We start from the raw sequence: 21,703 nt of genomic DNA on the forward strand, positions 1-21,703 counted from the left end.
ATGAGCACCGCACCCTCCGCCCCCATCCCCTGGAGTGAGCACTCATGACCGACATCCTCCCGTCCGCCGTGCATACCGGCGCGCGGCGCACGTCGATCGACGTGGAACCGCTGACCTGTGCCATCGGCGCCGAACTGCGCGGTGTGAGCCTCGCCGACGCGGCCCGTGACGACGACCTGTTCGCCGAGATCAGGAGTCTGCTGCTGCGGTACAAGGTCCTCTTCCTGCGGGACCAGGACATCTCGCGTGCCGACCATGTCGCTTTCGCCTCGCGGTTCGGCCCGCTGGAGGACCACCCCGTCGCCGGCAGCGACCCCGACCACCCCGGACTGGTCCGGATCTACAAGGACCTGGACAGTCCCCCGGAGCACTACGAGAACGCCCTGCACACGGACGGCACCTGGCGGGTCAACCCGTCGATGGGCGCGGTACTGCGCTGCGTCGAGTCGCCCCCGGTCGGCGGTGACACGATCTGGGTCGACATGGCGGAGGCCTACCGCAGGCTCCCCGACGACATCAAGACCCGCATCGAGGGACTGCGCGCCCGGCACAGCATCGAGGCCACCTTCGGTGCCGTCATGCCGCAGGAGCAGCGTCACGCGCTGAAGGAACGATTCCCCGACGCCGAGCACCCCGTCGTGCGCACCCACCCCGAGACGGACGAGAAGATCCTCTTCGTCAACGCCTTCACGACGCACTTCGTGAACTACCACACGCCCGCGAACGTCCGCTTCGGCCAGGACTTCGCGCCGGGCGCCGGCCAGCTGCTGGCCTATCTGATCAGCCAGGCCGCGATCCCCGAGTACCAGGTGCGCTGGCGGTGGACCCCCGGCAGCGTGGCCATCTGGGACAACCGCTCCACCCAGCACTACGCCGTCCAGGACTACTGGCCCGCCGTCCGCAAGATGGAGCGCGCCGGAATCGTCGGCGACAGACCCTTCTGACCTGCCCCTTCCCCAGCAGTCGAGGTGATGACAATGGAGTTTCCCACCACTGCGCAGCCCACGGCCCCGACCGCGTCGGCCTGGCCCGTCCCCAGACGCTATGCCTGGACGGTCTTCGCCCTCAGCTTCGGCCTGCTGCTCTCCGACTACATGTCCCGCCAGGTGCTCAACGCGGTCTTCCCCATGCTGAAGGCCGACTGGCTGCTGTCCGACGCCGCCCTGGGATCGCTCAGCGGAGTCGTGGCCCTGGCCGTCGGCGTACTCACCTTCCCCATGTCCCTCATGGCCGACCGCTGGGGGAGGGTGCGCAGCCTGCTGCTCGCCGCCACCCTGTGGAGCGTGGCCACCCTCGGATGCGCCCTGTCGGCCAACTACGGGGAGATGTTCATAGGCCGCCTCTTCGTCGGCATCGGCGAGGCGGCGTACGGCAGCGTCGGGATCGCCGTGGTTCTCAGCATCTTCCCGGTCACCCTGCGCGCCACGCTGTCCGGCGCCTTCATCGCCGGCGGCGCCTTCGGCTCCGTGCTCGGCGTGGCCGTCGGCGGCGCCGTGGCCCAGGCGGCGGGCTGGCGCTGGGCGTTCGCCGTGATGGGAATCTTCGGCCTGGTGCTCGCCGCCGTGTACGGAGTCGTGGTCAAGGAACGCAAACTGGCACCGCGCGAACGGCCCACCGCCGGCGAGGAGGACGGCAAGGAGCCCGAGAAGCTGCGCGTCCACCTGCCCCGGCTGTTCTCCTCCGTCTCCGTCGTCAGCGCCTACGTCGGCAGCGGACTCCAACTGTTCGTCGCCGCCACGCTCCTGGCCTGGCTGCCCAGCTTCTTCGACCGCTACTACGGCATGGCGTCGGCGAAGGCGGGCGCGACCGCGGGCGGCTTCGCGCTGATCATCGGCGTGGGGATGATCCTCGGCGGCCTCGTCTCCGACCGCGTCAGCTCCACGGCTCCCGGCCGCAAGTGGGCCGTCGCCGTCGGCTGCAGCCTCGGTTCCCTGCTCCTGCTGACCGTCGCCTTCCAACTGCCCACCGGGCCCGCCCAGTTGCTGGCGCTCGGCCTCGGCTGTCTGCTGTCGGCCGGCTCCGCGGGACCTGCGGCGGCCATGGTGGCCAACCTGACCCCCGCGGCCGTAGCCGCGACCGCGTTCGCCACCCTCACCCTGGCCAACAGCCTGCTGGGCCTCGCCCCGGGCCCCGCCGTCACGGGCGCGCTCGCGGACCGTATCGGCCTGCTGGGCGCCCTGCGTGTCGTCCCCCTCGTCGCGGTCGCGGCCACGGTGGCCTTCCTGATCGGCCGACGCCGGTACACCCGCGACCTCCTCCGCCTCGGTACCACCGCCGAGAAGGCGGAGCCCGAGCAGCCGTCGGAGATCCCCTCATGAGCTCCACCGCGGAACCCACTGTCGTCATCGTCCCCGGACTGCGCGACCACGTCGCGGACCACTGGCAGACACGGCTGGCCGAACGGCTCGCCGAGGCGGGCCGTGCCGTGCGCACCGTTCCCCCGCTGGAGGGCGAGCGGCTCGGCCTGGACGCCCAGGTCGGCAACCTGGCCGCGACGCTGGCGCCCCTGGCCGGTCCCCTCCTGCTGGTCGCCCACAGCGCCGGGGTCATCACCACGGTGCACTGGGCGGCGCGCCACCGCGCCGACGTACGCGGCGCGCTCCTCGCCACCCCGCCGGACTTCGGGACCCCGCTGCCGGAGGGCTACCCCACCCGGGTCGAACTCGCCCGGAACGGCTGGACGCCGGTGCCCCGCGGACCGCTGCCGTTCCCCAGCATCGTCGCCGCCGGCGCCGACGACCCGCTCGGCGCACCGGACCGGGTCGCCGCCCTGGCCCGCGACTGGGGCAGCCGCCTCGTCGAACTCGGCGAGGTCGGCCACCTCAACCCGGCCTCGGGGTATGGCGAATGGCCCTTGGCAGAAGAACTGCTCGCCCAGCTGGAGTCGGGCTCCGCCCGCACCGTACCCGCCGGGGAGCGCGTATGAGCCCGGACCCCGACCTGCTGTGGACACCGGGACCGCGCGAGTCGGAGGACTCCAACGTCGCGCTGTTCATGGCATGGCTGTACGAGACGCGCGGCCTGAGCTTCGCCGACTACGCCGAGCTGTGGCGATGGAGCTCCACCGACCTCCCCGCCTTCTGGTCGGCGGTGTGGGAGTACTACGGGCTGGACGCCGTCTCCGGCTACGAGGAGGTGCTGGCCGACGCCACCATGCCGGGAGCCCGCTGGTTCACCGGCGCGCGCCTGAACTTCGCCGAACGGTGCCTCGCCCGGGCGACCGACGAGCGTCCGGCACTGGTGAGCGTGACCGAGGGCGGCGAACCGGCCGAGATGTCGTGGGACCGGCTGCGCCGTGAGGTGGCGGCCGTGTCCGAAGCGCTCCGGGGCATGGGCGTCGGGCCCGGCGACTGTGTCGCCGGGTACCTCACGAACCTTCCCCAGGCGGTGGTGGCACTTCTCGCCACCGCCGCGGTCGGCGCCGTGTGGACCGTCTGCTCACCCGACTTCGGCACCCCGAGCGTGCTCGCGCGCCTGCGGCAGGCCGAGCCGAAGGTCCTCGTCGCGGCGGACGGCTACCACTACGGAGGCAAGGACCACGACAGACGCGCCACGGTCACCGAACTCCTGGACGGCCTGCCCACGGTCCGCCACCTCCTGGCCGTCGACAACCTCTTCCCGCCGCGTACGGACCAATGGCCCGTACGACGCGGCGTCACGGTCCACGCCTGGTCCGCGCTGCCGGCCGCGGACCGGGCGCCGGTCTTCGAGGACGTGCCCTTCGACCACCCGCTGTGGATCCTCTGGTCCTCCGGAACCACCGGTGTCCCCAAGGGGATCGTGCAGGGCCACGGCGGCATCGTCGTCGAACTGCTGAAGGCGCTGGGGCTCGGCGCCGACCTGCGCCCGGACGACCGGTACCTGTTCGTCACCTCCACGAGCTGGATGGTGTGGAACTTCCTGGTCTGCGGGCTGCTGCACGGCAGCACGATCGTCCTGTACGACGGCAGCCCCACGCGCCCCGACGCCGCCGGCGCCTGGCGCGTCGCCGAACGGACCGGCGCGACGATGGTCGGGGTGGGCGCGGCCTACCTCGCGGCCGTGGAGAAGTCGGGTCTCCACCCCGCCGCGGACCTCGACCTCGGTGCCGTGCGCTCGGTCCTCCAGACAGGCTCGGCCATGGCGACGAGCACCTGGCGATGGGTCGACGAGCGGCTCACCCCCGGGGTGTGGCTCCAGTCGATCTGCGGCGGCACCGACATCTGCTCCGTCCTCGCGGGCGGCACACCGCTCCTGCCCGTACGCGCCGGCCGTATCCAGTGCCCGGCGCTGGGTGTGGCGCTGGCCGCCTGGGACGAGTCGGGCCGGCCCGTGACCGGCGGACAGGGCGAACTGGTGGTGACCGCGCCACTGCCGTCCATGCCCCTGCGCTTCGTCGACGACCCCGGCGACGCGCGGTACCGGGCCAGCTACTTCGACACCTATCCGGGGGTGTGGCGGCACGGCGACTGGGTGACCGTGGACACGGACCTCTCCGTCGTCGTGTCCGGCCGCTCCGACTCCACGCTCAACCGCATGGGCGTGCGCATGGGCTCCGCCGACATCTACGCGGTGGTGGAGCAGGTGCCCGGCATCACGGACAGCCTCGTCGTCGGCGTCGAACAGCCCGACGGGGGCTACTTCATGCCGCTGTTCGTCGTGACGGAGACCGACACGGCGTCCGACGGCCTTCTGCGGGAGCGGATCACGGCGGCCATCAGGCAGCGGCTGTCGCCCCGCCATGTGCCCGACGTGATCGTACGAGTGCCCGCCGTGCCCCGCACACTGACCGGCAAGAAACTCGAGGTCCCCGTCAAACGCCTGCTCCAGGGCGCGCGCGTCCGCGACGTGGCGGGCCGGGGCACGGTGACGGACGGCCACATGCTGGACTGGTTCGCGGAGTACGCAAGCCGGGCCGGTGCGAGCCCTGGACCACCGGCGAACGGCTGACCGGCCCCGCTGCGGGCGGACTGGATCGGTCGTGATCCACCTGGGAGCCCGCCGGGGCCTGAGCCGTGTTGCCGGAAGCGTGATCACGCGGCGCCCTTCGCCGGGGCCGGTGCCCGGGCACGTCAGAGCGCGAACGCAGGGACCCCGGGGATACGGGTCGGACCGCACACCCCCTGTGCCCGCGAGGGCGTCGCGGGCGGCGGCGTGAGGGCCGGCCCGATCAGCGGCATGACGGCCGCCAGCATTTCCGCCTCGCTCGATGTCCCGTCCACGACCACATCGGCCGCTGCCAGGGAAGGCGCGACGTGGGCTGCGTGGCGGTCCCTGCCGGTCTGCAGATAGTTGCGCAGGGACAGTCGGGGGTCCTGCCGCTGCGCCTCGATCTTCCGGAGGATCTTGCGGGCCAGGCGTATGTCGTCGGGGGTGTCGACGTACACCCGCCACGCCGCCCGCCGGACCACGGACGGCAGTGACAGCGCGAACAGGCCCTCGACGACCACCAGCTGCACGCCGGGACGCAGCAGCGCCGCGTCGATGGCGTCTGTCACCGCTGTCTCGTCGATCGACCCCGGATGGTTCCAGTCGAGGATGGCGTGCCCGTCGGCACTGACCGTCCACACACCCCTCAGGGGGTCGTGCGCGGGCACGTAGTAGTCGTCCAGATGGACCAGGGACACGCTCTCGGGACACTGCAGCGACAGGGCTTCGGCAAGGGTGGACTTGCCGGATGCGGTGCCGCCTGCGACCGCCAGTACACCCGTCATACCGGGCGCTCCTCATGTGCTCAAAGGGGATGGTCGAAGCGGCCGGACTAGCCGGGTGCAGGGACTGTACGGCGGCGTGATCGCCCATGGCAAGCAGGGAAAAGCGGCCCTCGTAGGCCACCTCGTCCCGCAGAGCCGTGAGCGCTGCCGTGGCACACAGGTCCTGCGGGTTGTTCCGAGCCGACCCGCCGCTCGCACCCGTACACGAGTCGGTTCCGGGACGCTCTCGGCAAACAGCGGGCAGAGGCCGGCCACGACACGCATGCGACGCGATCGAGCGCCTGACGCGGAGCAACGCGGAGAACATCCGATTGCGGGTGCCGAGGTCCGCTTCCATGCTGAGGGTATGGGCGACCCCGTCACCGCACCCATTGCCCTGGGCATGACGCCGCGGGCGCTGTGCATGGCCCCCGACGGCCGACGTGTCTACGTCTCCAGTTCCCAGGGCGGGAGGGTGCTGGTGGTGGACACCGCCACCCACCACGTGATCGACTCGCTCGTCTGCCCGTCACCCAGGGAGATGACCGTCACCCCCGACGGCGGCCGTCTCCATGTGGCGACCGCCTCGGGAGTGTCCGTCGTCGACACCCGCACGAAAGCCGTGACGGGCACCGTCTCCCTCGGCGAACGTCCCAGCGACCTCGCGCTGGACCCGGTCAGGAAGCGGGTCTATGCGAGCACCTCCGTGGGCGGCTTCATCTCGGTGATCGACACGGACTCGGACACGGAGATCCGCCGGATTCCGACGAACGGCCACCCGTCCGCCCTGGCGGTCTCTCCGGACGGCAGCCGCCTGTACGCGTCCGACCTCGTGGTGTCCGCGGTCATGGTGATCGCCACGGACAGCGGGCAGCCGGTCGGCACACCCGTCCCGGTCGACAGTGACCCCGTCGGCCTCCTCGTCACGCCCGACGGCCGCCGTGTCGTCGCGACCGGTTTCCAGAGCCGGACCATCACCGTGATCGACGCCCTGACTCCCACCGTCGACGCCGTCATCCCCGTCGGTCCCTTCCCCGCCGACCTGGGAGTGTCCCCGGACGGGCAACGCCTGTACGTGTCCCTGCAGGGGGCGGACGCGATCGGGGTGCTGGATGCCCACACTCTGAAGGTCCGCCGGAGGCTGCCCCTCGGGGCTCCGCCCTTCGCCCTGGCCCTGACGCCCGACGGACTGCGCGGCTATGCCACGGCACGGGACATGGACTTCCTGCTGCCGTTCGACACCCGGGTGGTCTCGGCACCGGTGCCGTCGCGTCCGGAGGCCGTGGCCGCGCATCCGGACGGACGGCGCGTGTACGTCACCGCCTTCGGCGACGACGAGGTGGCCGTTGTCGGTCCGCGCGAACGGCCGATCGACGCCGGTCCGGGCCCGAACGCCGTACGGCTCACCCCCGACGGCCGCCACGCGTACGTCGCCAACACCGGCGCGGGCACAGTGACGGTGCTGGACACCCGTACCGACGACACACTCGAGACGATCCAGGTGGGCGCCGACGCTCTTGCGCTCGCCATGCCCGAGGACGGCCGGCACGTGTACGTCCTCGGGCCCGGCGAGGTGTCCGCGATCGACACGGCCACTCGCGAGATCACCGGCACGGCGCCCGTGCCGGCCGACCCACAGGACATCGCGGTGTCGCGTGACGGCAGCCGCCTCTACGTCAGTGTCCACGGGCCGTCCGTCGCCGTGTTCACCACCGACCCGCTCGCCATGACCGGCGAGCCGGTCGCCCTCGACAGCTTCCCCGGCGCTCTGGCGGTGTCCCCGGACGGCCGCGAGCTGTACATCGCGGAATTCTCCGGCCTGGCGGTGTCGGTCTTCGACACACTCGCCCGTACGGTGACGGCCACCGTCGACATCGGCCGCATTCCCGCCGGCCTCGTCCTGTCCCCGGACGGCGGGCGCCTCTACGTCGCCTGTCCGTTCGCGCATGTCGTCGTCATCGACACACAGACCCGGACAGTGGCGGGGGAGCCGATCCCGGTCCACGGAGGGCCGAGGGCTGCCGCGGTGAGCCCGGCTGGAGACCGCCTCTACGTCCTCGCGGGAGGGACCTCCACCGTGTGCGTGATCGACACCGGGACGGGGACCGTGACCGAGCGCCTCTGCGTCGGCCTCGCCCCGGGATCGGGATCGGCTTTCCTCCCGGGGCCCGGGGCGGTGGCACTCACCCCCGACGGCAGGCGCGCCTACGTCGCGAATCGGGAGGCGGGGACCGTCTCGGTCGTCGACACTCTGACGACCGGCATCCCGGTGGGCAGCCGTCCCGTGGGCGTCGCGGTGTCCCCGGACGGAGGCCGCGTGTATGTCGCGCAGTCCGGCGCGGGCACGGTGTCGGTGATCGACACCAGCGATGACAAGGTGACGGGAGCCCCCGTTCCCGTCGGCGGACAGCCGCGTGCGCTCGGCCTGTCACCGGACGGAGCGCGGCTCTATGTCACGGACACCGCCGGCGGCCGCGTCGTCGTCCTCGACACCGCCTCCCGTTCGGTCGTCGGTTCACCGGTGGCCGTCGGCGGCACCCCCTTGGGGCTCGCCGTCGCCCCGGACGGGACCCGCGTGTACGTGACCGATTCCAGCTCTGCCACCGTGTCGGTCATCGACACGGCCGGCCTTGAGGTGAGCGGCCCCCCTGCCGCCGTGGGCGTGTCTCCGCTCGGCCTGGCCCTCGCACCGGGCGGCGGGCTCCTGTACGTGGCCGACAGCGGCGCCGACGAGGTACTGGTCGTCGACACGGAGCTGCTCAAGGTGAAGGACCGCATCCTCCTGCCTGGGGCCCCGCACGGTGTCGCCGTCAGCCAGGACGGCAAGATCCTCGTCGCCACCCTCCCCGCCTTCGGAGGCCTGGCGGTCGTGGAGACCGCCACCGGCGAGCTCGTCGGCGCGCCGATCCCGACAGGGAAGGCGCCCCACGGTGTCACCCTCGCCCCGGACGGGCGGCACGCCCTTGTGACCGACACCGGGTCGGACACCCTGTCCGTGGTGGATCTCTGAGTCACCCCGGGTCTCCACGCCTCGCCGATGTTCTGTGCGGTGCCGTGCGGGGCCGCCGTCGACTCCGTTGGACAGGCGTAGCGGGCAGGGTCACGATGGTGATCAGTCGGGCTCGGTGTGACGACCGGTCCGCCTTGAACCCGTGCCTGGCGGCAGAGGAGGCACCTCATGGCCTTCGGTATCTCGTTCGAGCCGACGTTCAAACACACGCCCTGGGTCGACGCCGTGGACCGGGTCGCGGCCGGCGGTGACAACGGGTTCAACATCCGCTTCCAGCGTCTGGAAGCGGACCTCGGCACGGTCGGCAGGCGCTTCACCGACGTCAGCGCGGCCCTGGACGCGCTCGCCGCGACCGCGGAAGTGGCGCGCAGCGTCAACATCGCGCCCGTCCTCAGCACGATCGGCCCGGCCGGATGGGAGATCTCGGACGCGGGCGAGGCGAGCAAGCCGTCCGACGCGGACGAGGCCCAGGGCGCCGTGGCCGTCCAGCTACCGACAAGCGGCGTGATCACCGGTTTCCGGGCGTTCGGCACCTGCAGCGGGACCGGCAAGCTGAAGGTCGACCTGGTGCGGCGCAAGCTCACCGGGGGCACCGAGAAGAAGATCGTCCAGATCGTCGCCCAGCCCGACCAGGCGTTCCCGCAGGAGAAGGCCCCCGCCCCCGCCGACGCGGGGATCGACCCCGAGGCGTCCTACTTCATCGTCGCCCACACCGACGGCGCGGCCACGGAGGACACCATGGTGCTCACCGGATTCGTCGTGAGGTTCAGGGAGACGCGCTGAGCGCCGTCAGGGGGCCGGCGGTTGCGCCGTACGGCCCGGGTCCGTGTCCACGGTGCGGCGTCGCCGGTAGCGGTGGTACGTGCGCGAGACGTCGCGTGCCAGGAAGGGCTGGTCCACGCCGTCCTCGCCGAACTGCACGTGGCTGCGGCGCAGTTCCGCCGTGTTGATCTCGATTCCCAGGGGACAGAGGTTCTCGAGGACGTTCATCACATAACCGAACTGGTCCCGGTCGAGTACGGCGCCCTGAGACAGCTCCACGCGTACCTCGTACGGGTCCGCCAGTCCCCGGCGGGCGTGGCCCAGGCAGACCATCAGCGCCAGCCCCTCCCGGGAGGCCGTGACGCCGATCCGGCCGCCCGTGGAGTTCACCAGGGACAGCGGAGGCGACTCCCCGCCGGACGGCGCGGGCACCTCTGCGGTGAACCACCGGAACTCCGCGGGCGGCCGCTCGCCGTGCTTGGGGGGTCTGCCGGGCAGCAGACAGACCGCGGCCAGCAGGAGCAGCCGGTTCCCGTCCGGGTCCCAGACCCCGTGCACGCTGTAGAAGCCGCTCTCCAGCAGTGCCTCGACGCGCGCCGCCACGGCGGTCCGCAGCGCGTCCCCACTGCCGAGTGCGGTGAGCTGCGCCGAGGTGAACGGGTACGCCACGAGCTGATCGACCACGACGACCTCGCGCACCTCCTGGGTGAAGGCGGCACCGTCCGGGGTCAGCAGGTCCCCGGCGACGAGGGACGCGACCTGGGCAGGCGGCGTGACCGGCTCCCCTCCGGCCACGCCCTGCAGGACGCTGTCGAGGCCACCGCCGGTCAGGGGCGCGGGGGCGGCCCCCAGCCCCTGCGCGGCGAAACGGTCCTCGGCCACGCGGACCGCCTCGGCGGCCAGGACGTGCAGCCCTTCCGGGGAGGCGTCCGCGCTGTGTCGGGCCTGGAAGACAGCCGTCGCGCCCGGTGCCATGGTCGCCGGGCCGTCGATCGTCAGCCCGGACATCGGCAGGCCGGAGACGAAGAACGTGCCGGAGGTGAGCGGGTGGACCGTGCGCAGACCGCAGGGTTCCGCCAGCCATCCGCCCACCGGGTCGTCGGCGAAGGGGCGGGGGTCCAGAGTGCGTGCCAGGTCTGCCATGTCCCCTGTACCGGCGGCCAGTTCGGGGACGGCATCGGCCATCGCCTCGAGCCGCTGCCGGCCGAACCGCTCGAGGGTCGCGCCCAGGCCGAGTTCGTGGAGCGGGTCGGGCTCCTCGACATGGGCCCGGCGCAGCGTGACGGTGCCCGTATCCTTCAGCGCGCGCACCAGCCGGACGAGGCGGGCCAGGGCGACGGCGAGCGAGGGAGCCATGTGACGTACCGCCGGCGGGCCCGCCGGCCTGCTCACCTCGGTGGTCAACACCCGGCGGGCGTCCTCGAGCTGCTCGTGGCGCTCGGCCGGCATCAGGGGTGGCACGGGGCTGTCCAGGTCGAGCAGGTACAAGGTGCGCAGGACGCTGTGGAACCTGGCGCGCCGGGCGGCCCCCGTGGCTCCGACGTCCACCAGCCGGGTGGACAGGGCCAGCGGATTCTGACGCTCCTGTACGCGAAACCGCCCGGTGACCCCGAAGCGGGAGGGCAGTCCCGCGTTCGGAGTGCCGTCCTCGCCGGGGCCGTTCAGCGCGTTCTCCAGACCTGCCGGAGTGGGCAGGCGCCAGGAGGTGAACATCATCAGCCGGGCGCGGTAGTTGGCGTCGTCCTCGTCGGGCAGCCGGCGGACGCCGAGATCCCGGCCGAGCGAGTCGAGGGCTCCGAGGAAGGCGAGTTCGACGTGCCTGCAGGCCGAGATCTCCCGCGCCTGACGGATGATCCGCTGCTTCTCCAGGGTGGCGAGATAGGCCAGACGGGCGAGGAGACCTTCGAGGAGTACGCCCTCCACGAGCTCCCCGGCCTCGTCGTCCGGCAGAGCGGCCCCCAGTACGTCGTCGGCGGGGATCGGGGCGTGACAGTCCGCGGCGGCGACGACATGCACCTGCGCCGTGACGCTGAGCGCGTCGCCGGTGCCGTCCGCCGGGAGGAACACCGGAAGGAGCGTGTCCGCGCCCGAGAAGGGCGCGTACACCACCGGTGGCAGCTTCCGGCCCCCGCCGGCCGAGCATCGTACGACGACGGCCTGATCGGCCAGCGGCCGGCGCAGCCTCACCAGCAGGACGGGTTCGTGGAACGGACCGGTGACGGTGAGCGCGCCCTGGGACAGGGGCACGGTGCGCCGCCGTGCGGCGGCGGCGTAGACCGGTGGCAGCGCGGCGAGCGCTGTCTCCAGCCCGGACGTGTCCAAGGGGCGGCTGTCCGGGGCGAGCGCCGTCATCGCGACCCCCGCGCCGATGCCGCTGCCGTCGGCCCGAACTCACCGGAGGCCTTGAACCCAACCTCACCGGAGGCCCTGAACCCAACCTCACAGGATGCCTTCAACCCAACCTCACACGATGACGATGTCTTCCAGCGAGTCGACGAGCAGGGCGATCTCCGTGGGACTGATCTCGACGTCCTGCAGGGGCTCCAGCACCTGCGCCCCCTGCGGCACCTCCGGCCCGTCGAGCGGTACGGACGGCAGCCGCCGCGGAAACCGGCGCAGCCGCAGGTCGCGGGCGTCCACCACCCCGGGCTCCTCCATGACCGCCCAGAGCACCTCGCTGTAGCGGACGGGCTCGCCGATCCCCAGCGCCAGCACCCGGCGCCGCACCCGCTCCAGGATCCGGCTCTTGAGGGCGATGGCCTCGGGGGAGACCTTGACGGCCTCGGGCAGGCCGACCGGAATGGGCAGGCCGTCCACCGAGATCTTGCAGGCCAGACCCACGCTGACCTGCTGGGCCTGCTCGATCTTCGGCCCGATGCCAACGGGACGCACCTGGTCGAGGGCCGCCGCGACGCGCTCGCGCAGCTGGCCGGAGCCCTCCCAGATGGCGCCCTCGTCGGGTGCGACGAGCACCGTGAAGAAGGAGGGGTCGCCCAGGCTGCGTTCCTGGGAGAACAGCCGCTCCAGGAAGGAGAAGCTGCCGAAGATCGGCTGGTTGATGTCGAGACCGCCGAACAGGTCCTTCACCAGCACCTGGCGTACGCCGGGGACCAGCGCGGCCGTGATCCGCATCGACTCGGGCGACCAGATGTTGCGCGGATGGGCGAGCAGGAGGTCCCGGTAGCGGGAGTCGCTCCAGTACATCTCGCCGCCGCTGGTCGCGGTGGTGTGCTCGATGGTCACGACCTCGGTACCGGCGGCCTCGTTGAGCCGGCGCACCTCGTTCGTGCGGGGATCGGCCGGGTTGAACCGGCTGATCCTGCCCGGGAAGGTGCCGTCCTCGGCCGCGATGTGAGGGTCGGCGGTGAACTGGGGTCCCGGCGCGAAGGCCTTCACGGCGACGGTGACCTGCCGAGCGCCGTTGGTGAGGGTGGCGGACTCGTCGACGAAGTAGTCGTGGCCACCGGTGGTGAGCAGGCGGGTGCCGCGCTCGATCCCCACGTCGGGGACGTCGGAGGGCAGGTCGGCCACGAGTTTGAGCGTGACCTTCCCGACGGCGCGGTGATGCGGCCGGGGCAGGCCCAGTTCGGCGCCCAGACGGGTGAGGGCGTCGCCGACCGCCGTGCTGACGCGGGTGTCCTCGTAGGCCAGTCCCAGATGGACCCAGGCCCGCGCCTCCTCCAGAGCGATGATCTCCAGGATCTTGCGCAGGGTGCTGCCGGCCGTCAGGTCGACGTCGGAGCCGAACAGCACCTGTGCGGCGGCCTTCTTCTCGTCCAGGAGCCTGGCCAGCGGTTTGGGGACGAAGCCTTCCGGGGTGATCCCGAAGGGTTTGCCGGAGCCGCTGATGCGCACCAGTTCCTCCAGGTCGGCTGCCTGATTCTCCTCAGCCATCGGCCGCGACCTCTCCGATCGTGCTCTGCAGGACGTCGCCGAGCACCGTGCGCAGGACGACGTTCACCTCCCAGCGCCGACTGCCGGGGACGGTCTCGGTGAGGGTGAGGTCGAGCACCTCGGCCACCCGGGTGTCCACCGAGACGGTGCGCAGCACGGACAGCCGGAGCATCTCCAGGGCCATGGGCGGGGTGAGCCCCTGAGTGAGCACCTGGAGTCCGTCGAAGCCGAACCGCAGATGGAACGGGTCGGTGCCGGGCGCGGTGAGCAGGGCGACGGCCAGGTCCTGCACCAGGTTCTCGCCGCCCTCGACCCGGGCGAGGTCCCGGCCGTCGGCGCTCTCGGTGAAGACGATGTCGTGGCCGATGCCGTCGGGGCTGCTGGGCCGCAGGGCGACGCCGTGGCCGAGCCAGCGGCGCTCGGCGTCGGCGCCCACCTCGCGGGCGGGCACGGGGCCGGGGGGCATCAGACCACCTCCACGGTGCTCTTCGTACGAAGAGTGATCTTGTTGGCGGCGAGGGTGAGATCGGCGTCGGTGCTGATCTCGATGTTGCCCGAGGAGTCGATCGCGATCCGGGCTTTCTTCGCGGCGTGTTCGATGACCACCTGGTCGGACGCCGCGTCCTCGGGCCGAACGCCGACTTCTGTCATCAGCGCCTTGCCCACACTGATCCGCAGTCCGCGCACCTCGATCACGCGGTTGCCCCGACCGTCGATGAGGTCGTGACTGGCCTCGTCGCGGGGGCGCGGCGCCGTGGCCGGATCCCCGCCCGACGCACCCTCGACGCCGGTTCCGGCCAGATTCGTCGGCAGGCTCAGCCACCAGTCGCCCAGGTGGGACTTGGGCGCCTTGCCGTTCTCCCACAGGGCTCCGGCGACGACGGCGTTCTGCGGCTCCTCGCGGTAGTGCAGGCTGACCACCCGCATGCCGGGGTAGTGCGGCACGATCAGGCCTGTCCCGCCGAAGGCGTACGGGGTGAGATACGGCTTGCCGACCAGTTGGGTTGGCGTTTCCGCGGGGGCGGCCTTGCCGGGCACGTTGGGGGAGGGTGTGTCGGCCAGCCCTTCGTCGAGGGAGAGCGTCTGGGCGGCCACGTCGTGCCCGTCGCGGAAGGCCGGGGCGACGTCCTGCCCCCGGACCAGTCCCACCTCGTGCGTACGCCGGTCCAGGGCGGCCCGGCGGCGTTGCTCCGCCAGGCTCGCCGCGAGCTTGGCGGCCTCGTCGCAACTGCCCGACCTCGGCCCAACGGCCCGCCGGTCGTCACCGGTGCGGCGCTCCACGGTGAGCCGGGTGACGAAACCCTCGGCGGCACTCAGCAGATGATGGACGCCGACGACGCCGTATTCCTCGAGATTGCGGAAGGGCGCGCCTACCCCCAGCCCGCCGACGGCACCGCCGACCGCGTCGCCGAGCGGACCGACGGCCGAGTGCGCGAGCGTACCGGTCATGCTCGCCGGGGCGGGGAGGGGCAGATCCGCGCTCACCATGTCGCCGACGCCGATGTCCGGGCGGCCGAGCAGGGTGAGGTCGAAGCGGCGCACCTCCGGCGCTTCGAACGGGGAGCCGAGTGACACGGCGTCCGGATCACGCTCCACCACCGGCCGGCTCTCCACCAGTCCCGTGGCGGGTGTCAGCTCCCAGGTGTCGCCGCCGCCCACCGGCTTCGTCCACCGCCCGACGTGCAGTCGCCCCGCGCGCAGGAACATCGGCACCTCGGCGCGGGCGTCACCGTCGTGGGCGAGGCGGGCGAGGTCCTTCAGCGCCTGGACGACGGATCCGTCGGCGCAGACGTCGAGGGCACCGTCGACCGGCGTGTCCGGTCCCTCGCCCAGGACCGGTACGCCCACCGTGCTGTCCCGCTGGCACAGTTCGCGCGCGTAATCGACCACGGAGGTGTGCGGCACCTTCGTGTCCATGCGCGGGTGTCGGCACTGCATGCGGTAGTAGGCCGCGTCGATGCCCTCGAACCGGGCACGGTAGGTGAACTCCGCGCGGGAGCGTTCGACGGCGAGCACACGGCCTTCGAGGACCTGGCTGTACCCGTCGTCCTCGCCGCTGCCGCCCGGCAGGGGGGAACCGATGGCGGCGAGCGCCGAGGTGACGAACCCGCGCTTGAGGTCCCACCAGCCGAGCCGGATCTCCAGGTGCACATAGGGGCCCGCCGCGACGGTGTCGTAGTCACGGTCCCGCATTCCGTCCACGGTGACCGCGAAGGTCGCGCCGCGCAGCGTGTTGTCCGCGTCGACCCGGATCTCCGCCGGGTGGTCGGTGTGGGTCAGTCGCAGCGGCTCGGACTTCGTGTCGGGGAAGCCTTTGCCGTCGTCCTTGCGGAACACCAGCGCCCAGCCGGCCTGGAACCCGACCACCGCCTCGGTCGTGGGATCAGACAAGGAGGTCATGGACGTTCCCTTCCCGTGGCACGGCGCCGCGCAGCGGTGGACCGCCCGCCCCCGCTTCCCTGAAGCCCGCGACGATGCGGCTGCCGACGTCCCCCGGTTCCACCAACGCGCCTGCCGCGAGGCGTAGTTCGGTGACCAGGATCTCGATCACCAGTCCCGTGGTCTGTGAGGTCCCGAACGCCATGGGCCGGCCGACGACCACCGGCGCCGACCCGACCACCCGGCCGCCGTCCAGCACGACGAGATACGGGCGCACCGCGGCAGAACCGAGCGCGTCAGGCGGCGGCGCGGTCAGGCCGGCTCTGACATCCGGCTCGCGGGAGGCGTCGCGCGGCGCCTGTTCCTCCGCCCCGTCCACGACCACGCGGGTGCGGTCCAGCGCCAGTGTCCCGACGATGTCGCCGGTCATCGCGACCAGGGTGACGGCGAGCGCGCGGCCGTTCGCCGTCACCCGGACCTGCTGCGGCAGGCCGCGTGCGGGGTTGAACGGCAGCGGGCCGAAGCCGGCCGGCAGGGCGCTCGTCACAGGAACTCCGTCGCGGTGGAGGCGGCCAGCATGCCCGCGTCGACGAGCAGGTCGACGCGCCCGGGAGGAGCCACGTGCTGGAGCCCGATGGTCACCTGGATGGTGTCGATCCGCTGCGTGGACGCCATGAACTGCAGCTCGGTCACATGCATGTTCATCCGGACGGACATGCGGGTGGCCAGGATGAGTCCGGAGACCTTGCCGCCGGTGAAGCGGCCGATCGCACCGCCTCGTCTGGCGAAGCTGGCCATCAGCTCCAGGCCCTGCTTCCACGCGTGGCGCTGCGGCCCGATCAGCAGCGCGGAGAGGCCGGCGCTCTCGTCGGCGTTGCCGACCGCGGCCCGGAAGGCGGGGGTGCCGATGGGCGGCATGGTGTAGCGCTCGGTGAACGTGAGCTGCTGCACGGCGAACAGGGGGACGGCCAGAAGGCCGTCGGTGAGGATCGCCGACGGCAGCCGCTGGAACTCGTCGAGTCTGGACGTGGACGTCATCAATCGCTCACCGCCTTGAACTCGAGCTCCACGCCGGGCTTGCGCAGCTTGGCGCCGAGGATCTCCTCGAACGCGGCCGCCAGTTCGGGGGAGTTGGTCACCCACTGGACCCCGCGGAGGCCGTTCTCCCGGGCGAAGGCCAACTGCCGTTCCAGCTCCGCCTCGAGGACGATGCCCGACTTCTCCTCGTACAGGGCGATCCGTTCGCGGGCCGACATCGGGGGAGGGGGCTTCATCTGCGTCGCGACGTCCGGTGTCTCGTGGGCCTCCCACGGCCGGTCGCGGCGGGGGAATCCGCCCTGGATCTCGCCGGACGCCTTGCCCTCCTTCGGCGTGGCCACACGGCCCTTGAGGTGTCCGGACTCGGCGAGCGGCACGCCCGTGTACTTGGTGTCGCGCACCCAGCCCTCCACGATGCCGTCGATCCCGATCGTGGTGAAGCCACGGACCGGCTGCCGCAGACGGCCGGTCCACTCGAAGGAGGAGCCGGTCCACTTCTGCTGGAAGGCACCGGCCTCGAGATGGGGGCCGCTCCTGGGGACGGCCTTGCCCGGCCTGATGCGGTGGTGGGCGACGAGCACGGCGATGACCATGCGGTTGCGCTCGGCGAGGTCGCCCGACCCGCCGATGATGGCCTTGACGGCCTCGGCGACCGCGTTTCCGCCCCTGCCCCGGAAGAGGGCCACCAGGGTCCTCGCCCAGTCGTTCACCCGCTTCGACTGGGTTCCGGCGTACTGCCGGGCGCTGTAGGGCTCGTACGGCCCCCTGCGGCCCTTGGGCACCGGCCGTACCGGGCGCGGCGGGTGGTTCTCCATGGCCTGAAGCAGGGAGCGTGCGGCGCCCTCGATCGCGGGATGAATTCCGGGGGCCAGCTTGGGTGGGTTGACCAGGGGGAGCAGCCGCGAGATCTCCGCGGCCTTCGGGGGAGGCACGGGCGCGTGGGAACGCGTCAGCCCCAGCTGGGTCTCCATCTGGTTGCGCAGTCCGGTGTGCCAGTCGTGCTCGCCGCCGGTGAGCGTCTCCCGCACGGTCTGCTGGAACGTCCTGAGGTTCTCGAACTCCTTGACCAGGGCCCGCATGTCGGCCTCCTGCGCGGCAGGGCTGCGCGCGGCACGGGTGCCCTTGGCGCGCAGGACGTCGCGGTCCTCGAGGAGGCGGACCAGTAGTTCCTGGAGGCGGTCCCGGGACGCGTTCAGCCGGTTCTCGTGCACGCCCAACGCCCGCAGCAGCAGCCACTCGACGAGGGCGTCGGCGGCCTTGGTGCCCTTGACGTCTCCGTAGACCTGCTTCAGGACCTTCGTGATCGCGCGGACGGAGCGGTTCCTACGACTCCACGCGCGCAGCCCCTCGAGGGCTGCCGCGCGGTCGGCTGCGACGTTCATCGGTCGGTGCCCTCCTTGCGCGCCGGAGGCGGTGGCGGTGGTGGCGGAGCGGCCGTGGGGGCGGGGGCGGGTCCACCGGAGGGCTGAGGTGCGGGAGCGGGGCCGCCTGTGGGGGCGGGCTCCTCGGTCGGGTCCAGAGTGCCGTGCAGCAGGCCCTGTTCCCGGCTCCAGTCCGCGATCACCGGGCCGAGCACCTTGGCCGTGATCGTGTCCATCACCTCCATGACGGCGAACTGGGTGACGGCCTGCGCCATGGCGTGCTTGAGCAGCTCGTCGGTGGTCTGCGCCACGATCGTGCGCCACATCTGCACGGCCACGGGGCGCTCGGCGGCGTGCGCCGCCTGGCGGGCCGCCCGCACCGCCTGTGCCGCCTTTCCGACGATCTTGGCGCCGGCCGCCGTGTGCCCGAGGTCGAATACCGCGAAGGCGAGCCCGACGGCGGCCATGAGCTGGGCCGTCTCGACCTCCTGCCACCGCACAAGCGCTTCCGGGTCCTCCAGGGAGCGGTACAGCTGTCCCTGCTCCTCCGCCTCCTTGTAGTCCCGGTACGCGAGCGCGGCACCGGCGGCGCCGGAGATCAGCCCCGCGACCGTCGCGCCGAGCGGAGCGCAGAGCAGGGCGAGCACGACGACCCCCGCGGTGCCCGCCACCTTGAGCACGGAGTCGAGGTGCGCCTTGCGGCCGATCGCCAGATTCACCCCGAGGGCGTACTCCGGAAGGCCTCCCGCATACGGCTCGAGCTCCTCGTCGGCCATGCCGTGGATGCCTCTGAGGGTGTACCGGATCCCGCGATGGTCCTTGCCGCCCTCGTTCTCGACCCAGTGCGAGGTCTCCAGCGCGAAGAACGCCCCGCCCTTCTCCTCCTGCGTCCCGCGGGTCATCTCGTCGTTGGCCCTGGCCATCCGCTCGAGCAGCGCCGCGAGATAGGTACGGACGTACGAGGGGTCTGTGTGGGCCGACCTGAGGAGGTCCTCGATGTCCTCGACCTGGAGAAAGAGGGGGTCGACCTGGTTGACCAGGGCGCGCCGGGCGTTGACGCCCTCCTCCAGCTGCCCGACGGTCCACGACCGCCCGCCGTGCACGGCCACGTAGGCGGTCGCCAGGCGTTCGATCCGGGCGTCGTCGAGCTGACTCAGGGTCCGCGCGTCCACGGCCCCGATGGGTGCGGGGGCCTCGTAGTGGGACCCGTGATATCCGCCGCGGTATTTGGTCTCACGGGCGGACAGGACCTGGCGCACGGTTCCCGTGACGCCGGTGCGTTCGGCATGGCGTACGGCCCTGCGCAGCACCAGCAGCTTGACGACGCTACCGCCGAGCACGTCCAGGGCCTGGGCGAAGTGCTGGAGCGTCTCCTCCTTGTGGCCCCCGCGCCGCTCCTCGATCGCCGCGCGCGAGGAGCGCAGTTGCTGGAGCAGGAGGACCCGGCACGTCTCGGCGTACATGTACATGCACCCGGTCGTCAGATGCTGCCGGACGTCCTTGAGGAACTGCAGCCCCCAGGAAGCGGCCTGTGCCCCCGCCTGCCCGGCGTACGGTCTGACCAGCGCGGCGTTGGCCGAGTGCCCGTACGTCGCCGCCACGTCATTGGCGAGTTCACGGACCAGGCCGGCGACCTCGGCGAGGACGCGCATGAACTTCAGCTCGGGGGCCTGCCCGGGGCGCAGGTCGAGAAAGCCGTTGTTGCCCTTGCCGTCGCCCCGCACGGTCACCTCGCTGGTGACGTTGCTCCTGAGTGTGGCCAGTCCGATGCCGTGGGCCCGCGTGGCGATCACACGGGCGCAGTTCACGGTGAACATCCCCGGGTAGGCGCAGTCACCGGGGACGTCGAGCAGGCGGGCGATGCGGAGCATGCTCTCCTTGAGGCGGGTTCCGCCGTGGGCGAGCCTGAGCAGGGAGGGCTCACCGGCGTAGGGGGCACAGGTGAGTTCGCCGCCCTCGACTCCGGTCACGGGCCAGACGTTTCCCCGCCCCTTGCCATGAGGGCGGCCGGGGGTACCGCGTACGGACTCCTCGTCCCCGGCGCCGGGGCGGGATACGGCGTCCCTTCCCGCCGGGGTGCCCGAGGGGGGCTTCCCGGGGGCCTTCGGCGGGGCGGGTTTCGCACCGGGCTTCGGGGCGGGCTTGCCCCGGGGCTTCGCGCGCGGTGCCGCCTGTCCCGTTCCGCCCTTGACCTTGGGCTCCGGAGGGCCGGGCGGCAGAGCCGTCACAAAGCGGATCGGCGACTGGATGGTGCTCCGCATCAGTGCGAACAGCTGCTGACCGCCCGTCACCCGGCAGATGACACGGGGCCCCTGCGCGCCGGAGAGCAACTGCTCGGCATAGCGGCGTCGGGCGACCGGTTCGCGCAAGGGATGGGACGCCGGCTCGCGGCGCTCCTCCAGCAGCTCGTCGATCATCTTCTCGAGCTCGTCCACGGTGCCGGGCCGGTCGGTGCGGACGAGTTCGTGAAAGGCGGCGAGCCCGGCACGCGGCCGGTCGCGGTGGAACTCGGCACGCCCCCCGGACCTCTCCCATTTCAGGAGATCGAACGGGTGCCACTGCGGGACATGGTCACCTTCGAGGATCCGACCGTCCGGCTGGATCCTGTCGACCTGGCTGATCCACACCAATGTGTGCGCGGCCGGGCCGCCCTTGACGGAGACGAGCCCCGCGTAGCCCGGGTGGCCGAGGGCGGCGGGGTCCCACTTCGCGCCGTACCGGGCGACATGCGCGTCCCACGCCACCGTCAGTGCCCTGGCCAAGGTCAGCACCTGGCCGTCGGCGGGCCGCCAGGAGGAGGCCGGCTTGCCGGCTCCGCCGTGGTCCAGGAGCGGGACCGCCACCTCCTCGCCCCCGTGGTCGTAGGACGGGATCCGGTAGGTGCTGCCGCTTTCGTGCTCGCGGCGGCGCGAGGCGTCCAGGGTCTCGTCCGCGCGGGCCTCGGCACGAACCCCCGGCATGACCCGGCGCTGAAGGAGACCCGAGGAGGAGATGGCCTGTGTCAGCCCGCGCTCCACGGCAGCGCGGGCTCCCTCGCGCACCCCTTCGGCCAGGGGCGGGCCGGTGAACACCGGCGCCGGACGGTCCAGCACGATACGGCGCCCGCCCCCGCGCGGGTCGGTGACCTCGCGGCGCACGGTGAGCAGCGCGGTACGGCAGGCGTCGCCGACCGCCTGCTCCAGGAGCGCGAGTTCATGCGCCGTGATCGGCTCCACCAGGCGCAGCCGGAGAGGGAGGTGCACATGCAGGGCCACGTCTCAACCCCCCTCCGCATGGGCGTCCATGGCCTGCCGCACCCGGCGCAGGGCCGCGTCGACCGCCTCGCGCACCACATGGGACTGAGGTGTCCCGACGACCTCCACGACGACCGGCAGATGGACGTGGATGTCGTGCCGCGCGTCCTGCTCGGCGAGAGCGAGCTGGGCCTCGCTCCCCTCGAACGGCACCACCATTTCGCCTCGCCGTACCAGGGCGATTCCGGTTCTGCGCACGCGTCCGCCGCGCGGGCGCGCCTGGCCGCTGCCCGGCCAGGGACCGTCGGGGCGGCTCGTGGCGTCCGTCATGAAGACTCCTTCGTGCCGTGGCTG

16 protein-coding genes are annotated in these 21,703 nt (G+C 72.1%); 6 read left to right on the plus strand and 10 right to left on the minus strand.

What is annotated here, in order from left to right; genetic code table 11:
- Nucleotides 1-44 precede the first annotated feature (44 nt).
- From ACZ6SQ_RS08260 to ACZ6SQ_RS08275, 4 genes are read left to right on the plus strand one after another with little or no spacing between them, the layout of a single operon-like run.
- The gene (locus tag ACZ6SQ_RS08260) at nucleotides 45-944 is read left to right on the plus strand and encodes a TauD/TfdA dioxygenase family protein (protein ID WP_469557955.1); all 900 of its coding nucleotides are present in this window, start codon (nucleotides 45-47) and stop codon (nucleotides 942-944) included.
- 33 nt (nucleotides 945-977) lie between these two features.
- Entirely contained in the window at nucleotides 978-2,318 is a 1,341-nt protein-coding gene (locus tag ACZ6SQ_RS08265) for an MFS transporter (RefSeq protein WP_469557958.1), read from the plus strand.
- The gene (locus ACZ6SQ_RS08270; protein ID WP_469557961.1) at nucleotides 2,315-2,926 is read left to right on the plus strand and encodes an RBBP9/YdeN family alpha/beta hydrolase; all 612 of its coding nucleotides are present in this window, start codon (nucleotides 2,315-2,317) and stop codon (nucleotides 2,924-2,926) included. The genes ACZ6SQ_RS08265 and ACZ6SQ_RS08270 overlap by 4 nt, the downstream gene beginning before the upstream one ends.
- The gene (locus ACZ6SQ_RS08275) at nucleotides 2,923-4,929 is read left to right on the plus strand and encodes an acetoacetate--CoA ligase (RefSeq protein ID WP_469557964.1); all 2,007 of its coding nucleotides are present in this window, start codon (nucleotides 2,923-2,925) and stop codon (nucleotides 4,927-4,929) included. The genes ACZ6SQ_RS08270 and ACZ6SQ_RS08275 overlap by 4 nt, the downstream gene beginning before the upstream one ends.
- A gap of 122 nt (nucleotides 4,930-5,051) precedes the next feature.
- Here ACZ6SQ_RS08275 and ACZ6SQ_RS08280 read toward each other — a convergent pair whose 3' ends face one another.
- Nucleotides 5,052-5,693 (minus strand): uridine kinase family protein, encoded by a 642-nt coding sequence (locus tag ACZ6SQ_RS08280; protein ID WP_469557966.1) that lies wholly within the window; start codon nucleotides 5,691-5,693, stop codon nucleotides 5,052-5,054.
- A 346-nt stretch (nucleotides 5,694-6,039) separates the two neighbouring features.
- On the opposite strand from ACZ6SQ_RS08280, the gene ACZ6SQ_RS08285 reads away from it, so the two are divergent.
- Together ACZ6SQ_RS08285 and ACZ6SQ_RS08290 are read left to right on the plus strand one after the other, a co-directional pair.
- On the plus strand, nucleotides 6,040-8,682 hold the full coding sequence (locus ACZ6SQ_RS08285; RefSeq protein ID WP_469557968.1) for a beta-propeller fold lactonase family protein: 2,643 nt from the start codon (nucleotides 6,040-6,042) through the stop codon (nucleotides 8,680-8,682).
- Nucleotides 8,683-8,850: 168 nt separating this feature from the next.
- A complete protein-coding gene (locus ACZ6SQ_RS08290; protein ID WP_469557971.1) occupies nucleotides 8,851-9,465 on the plus strand; it encodes a hypothetical protein in 615 nt (204 codons plus the stop codon).
- Between the two features lie 6 nt (nucleotides 9,466-9,471).
- On the opposite strand, the gene ACZ6SQ_RS08295 is transcribed toward ACZ6SQ_RS08290, so the two are convergent.
- The 9 genes from ACZ6SQ_RS08295 to ACZ6SQ_RS08335 form a co-directional block, all read right to left on the minus strand.
- The gene (locus tag ACZ6SQ_RS08295) at nucleotides 9,472-11,796 is read right to left on the minus strand and encodes a hypothetical protein (RefSeq protein WP_469557973.1); all 2,325 of its coding nucleotides are present in this window, start codon (nucleotides 11,794-11,796) and stop codon (nucleotides 9,472-9,474) included.
- A 111-nt stretch (nucleotides 11,797-11,907) separates the two neighbouring features.
- Nucleotides 11,908-13,338 (minus strand): hypothetical protein, encoded by a 1,431-nt coding sequence (locus ACZ6SQ_RS08300; protein ID WP_469557975.1) that lies wholly within the window; start codon nucleotides 13,336-13,338, stop codon nucleotides 11,908-11,910.
- Nucleotides 13,331-13,804 (minus strand): hypothetical protein, encoded by a 474-nt coding sequence (locus tag ACZ6SQ_RS08305; protein WP_469557978.1) that lies wholly within the window; start codon nucleotides 13,802-13,804, stop codon nucleotides 13,331-13,333. The genes ACZ6SQ_RS08300 and ACZ6SQ_RS08305 overlap by 8 nt, the downstream gene beginning before the upstream one ends.
- A complete protein-coding gene (locus ACZ6SQ_RS08310; protein WP_469557981.1) occupies nucleotides 13,804-15,738 on the minus strand; it encodes a hypothetical protein in 1,935 nt (644 codons plus the stop codon). Before ACZ6SQ_RS08310 ends, ACZ6SQ_RS08305 begins: the two co-directional genes overlap by 1 nt.
- A complete protein-coding gene (locus tag ACZ6SQ_RS08315; RefSeq protein WP_469557983.1) occupies nucleotides 15,722-16,264 on the minus strand; it encodes a hypothetical protein in 543 nt (180 codons plus the stop codon). Before ACZ6SQ_RS08315 ends, ACZ6SQ_RS08310 begins: the two co-directional genes overlap by 17 nt.
- Nucleotides 16,261-16,755 carry a hypothetical protein gene (locus ACZ6SQ_RS08320; protein ID WP_469557985.1) on the minus strand — a complete coding sequence of 165 codons (495 nt, stop codon included), beginning with the start codon at nucleotides 16,753-16,755 and terminating at the stop codon, nucleotides 16,261-16,263. The genes ACZ6SQ_RS08315 and ACZ6SQ_RS08320 overlap by 4 nt, the downstream gene beginning before the upstream one ends.
- Nucleotides 16,755-18,137, minus strand: a complete 1,383-nt coding sequence (locus tag ACZ6SQ_RS08325) for a hypothetical protein (protein WP_469557987.1) — start codon at nucleotides 18,135-18,137, stop codon at nucleotides 16,755-16,757. Before ACZ6SQ_RS08325 ends, ACZ6SQ_RS08320 begins: the two co-directional genes overlap by 1 nt.
- Nucleotides 18,134-21,370 carry a hypothetical protein gene (locus tag ACZ6SQ_RS08330; RefSeq protein ID WP_469557989.1) on the minus strand — a complete coding sequence of 1,079 codons (3,237 nt, stop codon included), beginning with the start codon at nucleotides 21,368-21,370 and terminating at the stop codon, nucleotides 18,134-18,136. The genes ACZ6SQ_RS08325 and ACZ6SQ_RS08330 overlap by 4 nt, the downstream gene beginning before the upstream one ends.
- Nucleotides 21,371-21,373: 3 nt before the next feature.
- Complete coding sequence (locus tag ACZ6SQ_RS08335) at nucleotides 21,374-21,679, minus strand: hypothetical protein (protein WP_469557991.1); 306 nt, start codon at nucleotides 21,677-21,679, stop codon at nucleotides 21,374-21,376.
- Nucleotides 21,680-21,703 lie beyond the last annotated feature (24 nt).

The organism is Streptomyces sp. NPDC048600 (assembly GCF_055587025.1).

Excerpts from the sequence above, each read along its gene's own strand:
- ACZ6SQ_RS08260 (WP_469557955.1), top strand. The coding sequence starts at position 45 with ATGACCGACATCCTCCCGTCCGCCGTGCATACCGGCGCGCGGCGCACG.
- ACZ6SQ_RS08265 (WP_469557958.1), top strand. The coding sequence starts at position 978 with ATGGAGTTTCCCACCACTGCGCAGCCCACGGCCCCGACCGCGTCGGCC.
- ACZ6SQ_RS08270 (WP_469557961.1), top strand. The coding sequence starts at position 2,315 with ATGAGCTCCACCGCGGAACCCACTGTCGTCATCGTCCCCGGACTGCGC.
- ACZ6SQ_RS08275 (WP_469557964.1), top strand. The coding sequence starts at position 2,923 with ATGAGCCCGGACCCCGACCTGCTGTGGACACCGGGACCGCGCGAGTCG.
- ACZ6SQ_RS08280 (WP_469557966.1), bottom strand. The coding sequence starts at position 5,693 with ATGACGGGTGTACTGGCGGTCGCAGGCGGCACCGCATCCGGCAAGTCC.
- ACZ6SQ_RS08285 (WP_469557968.1), top strand. The coding sequence starts at position 6,040 with ATGGGCGACCCCGTCACCGCACCCATTGCCCTGGGCATGACGCCGCGG.
- ACZ6SQ_RS08290 (WP_469557971.1), top strand. The coding sequence starts at position 8,851 with ATGGCCTTCGGTATCTCGTTCGAGCCGACGTTCAAACACACGCCCTGG.
- ACZ6SQ_RS08295 (WP_469557973.1), bottom strand. The coding sequence starts at position 11,796 with ATGACGGCGCTCGCCCCGGACAGCCGCCCCTTGGACACGTCCGGGCTG.
- ACZ6SQ_RS08300 (WP_469557975.1), bottom strand. The coding sequence starts at position 13,338 with ATGGCTGAGGAGAATCAGGCAGCCGACCTGGAGGAACTGGTGCGCATC.
- ACZ6SQ_RS08305 (WP_469557978.1), bottom strand. The coding sequence starts at position 13,804 with ATGCCCCCCGGCCCCGTGCCCGCCCGCGAGGTGGGCGCCGACGCCGAG.
- ACZ6SQ_RS08310 (WP_469557981.1), bottom strand. The coding sequence starts at position 15,738 with ATGACCTCCTTGTCTGATCCCACGACCGAGGCGGTGGTCGGGTTCCAG.
- ACZ6SQ_RS08320 (WP_469557985.1), bottom strand. The coding sequence starts at position 16,755 with ATGACGTCCACGTCCAGACTCGACGAGTTCCAGCGGCTGCCGTCGGCG.
- ACZ6SQ_RS08325 (WP_469557987.1), bottom strand. The coding sequence starts at position 18,137 with ATGAACGTCGCAGCCGACCGCGCGGCAGCCCTCGAGGGGCTGCGCGCG.
- ACZ6SQ_RS08335 (WP_469557991.1), bottom strand. The coding sequence starts at position 21,679 with ATGACGGACGCCACGAGCCGCCCCGACGGTCCCTGGCCGGGCAGCGGC.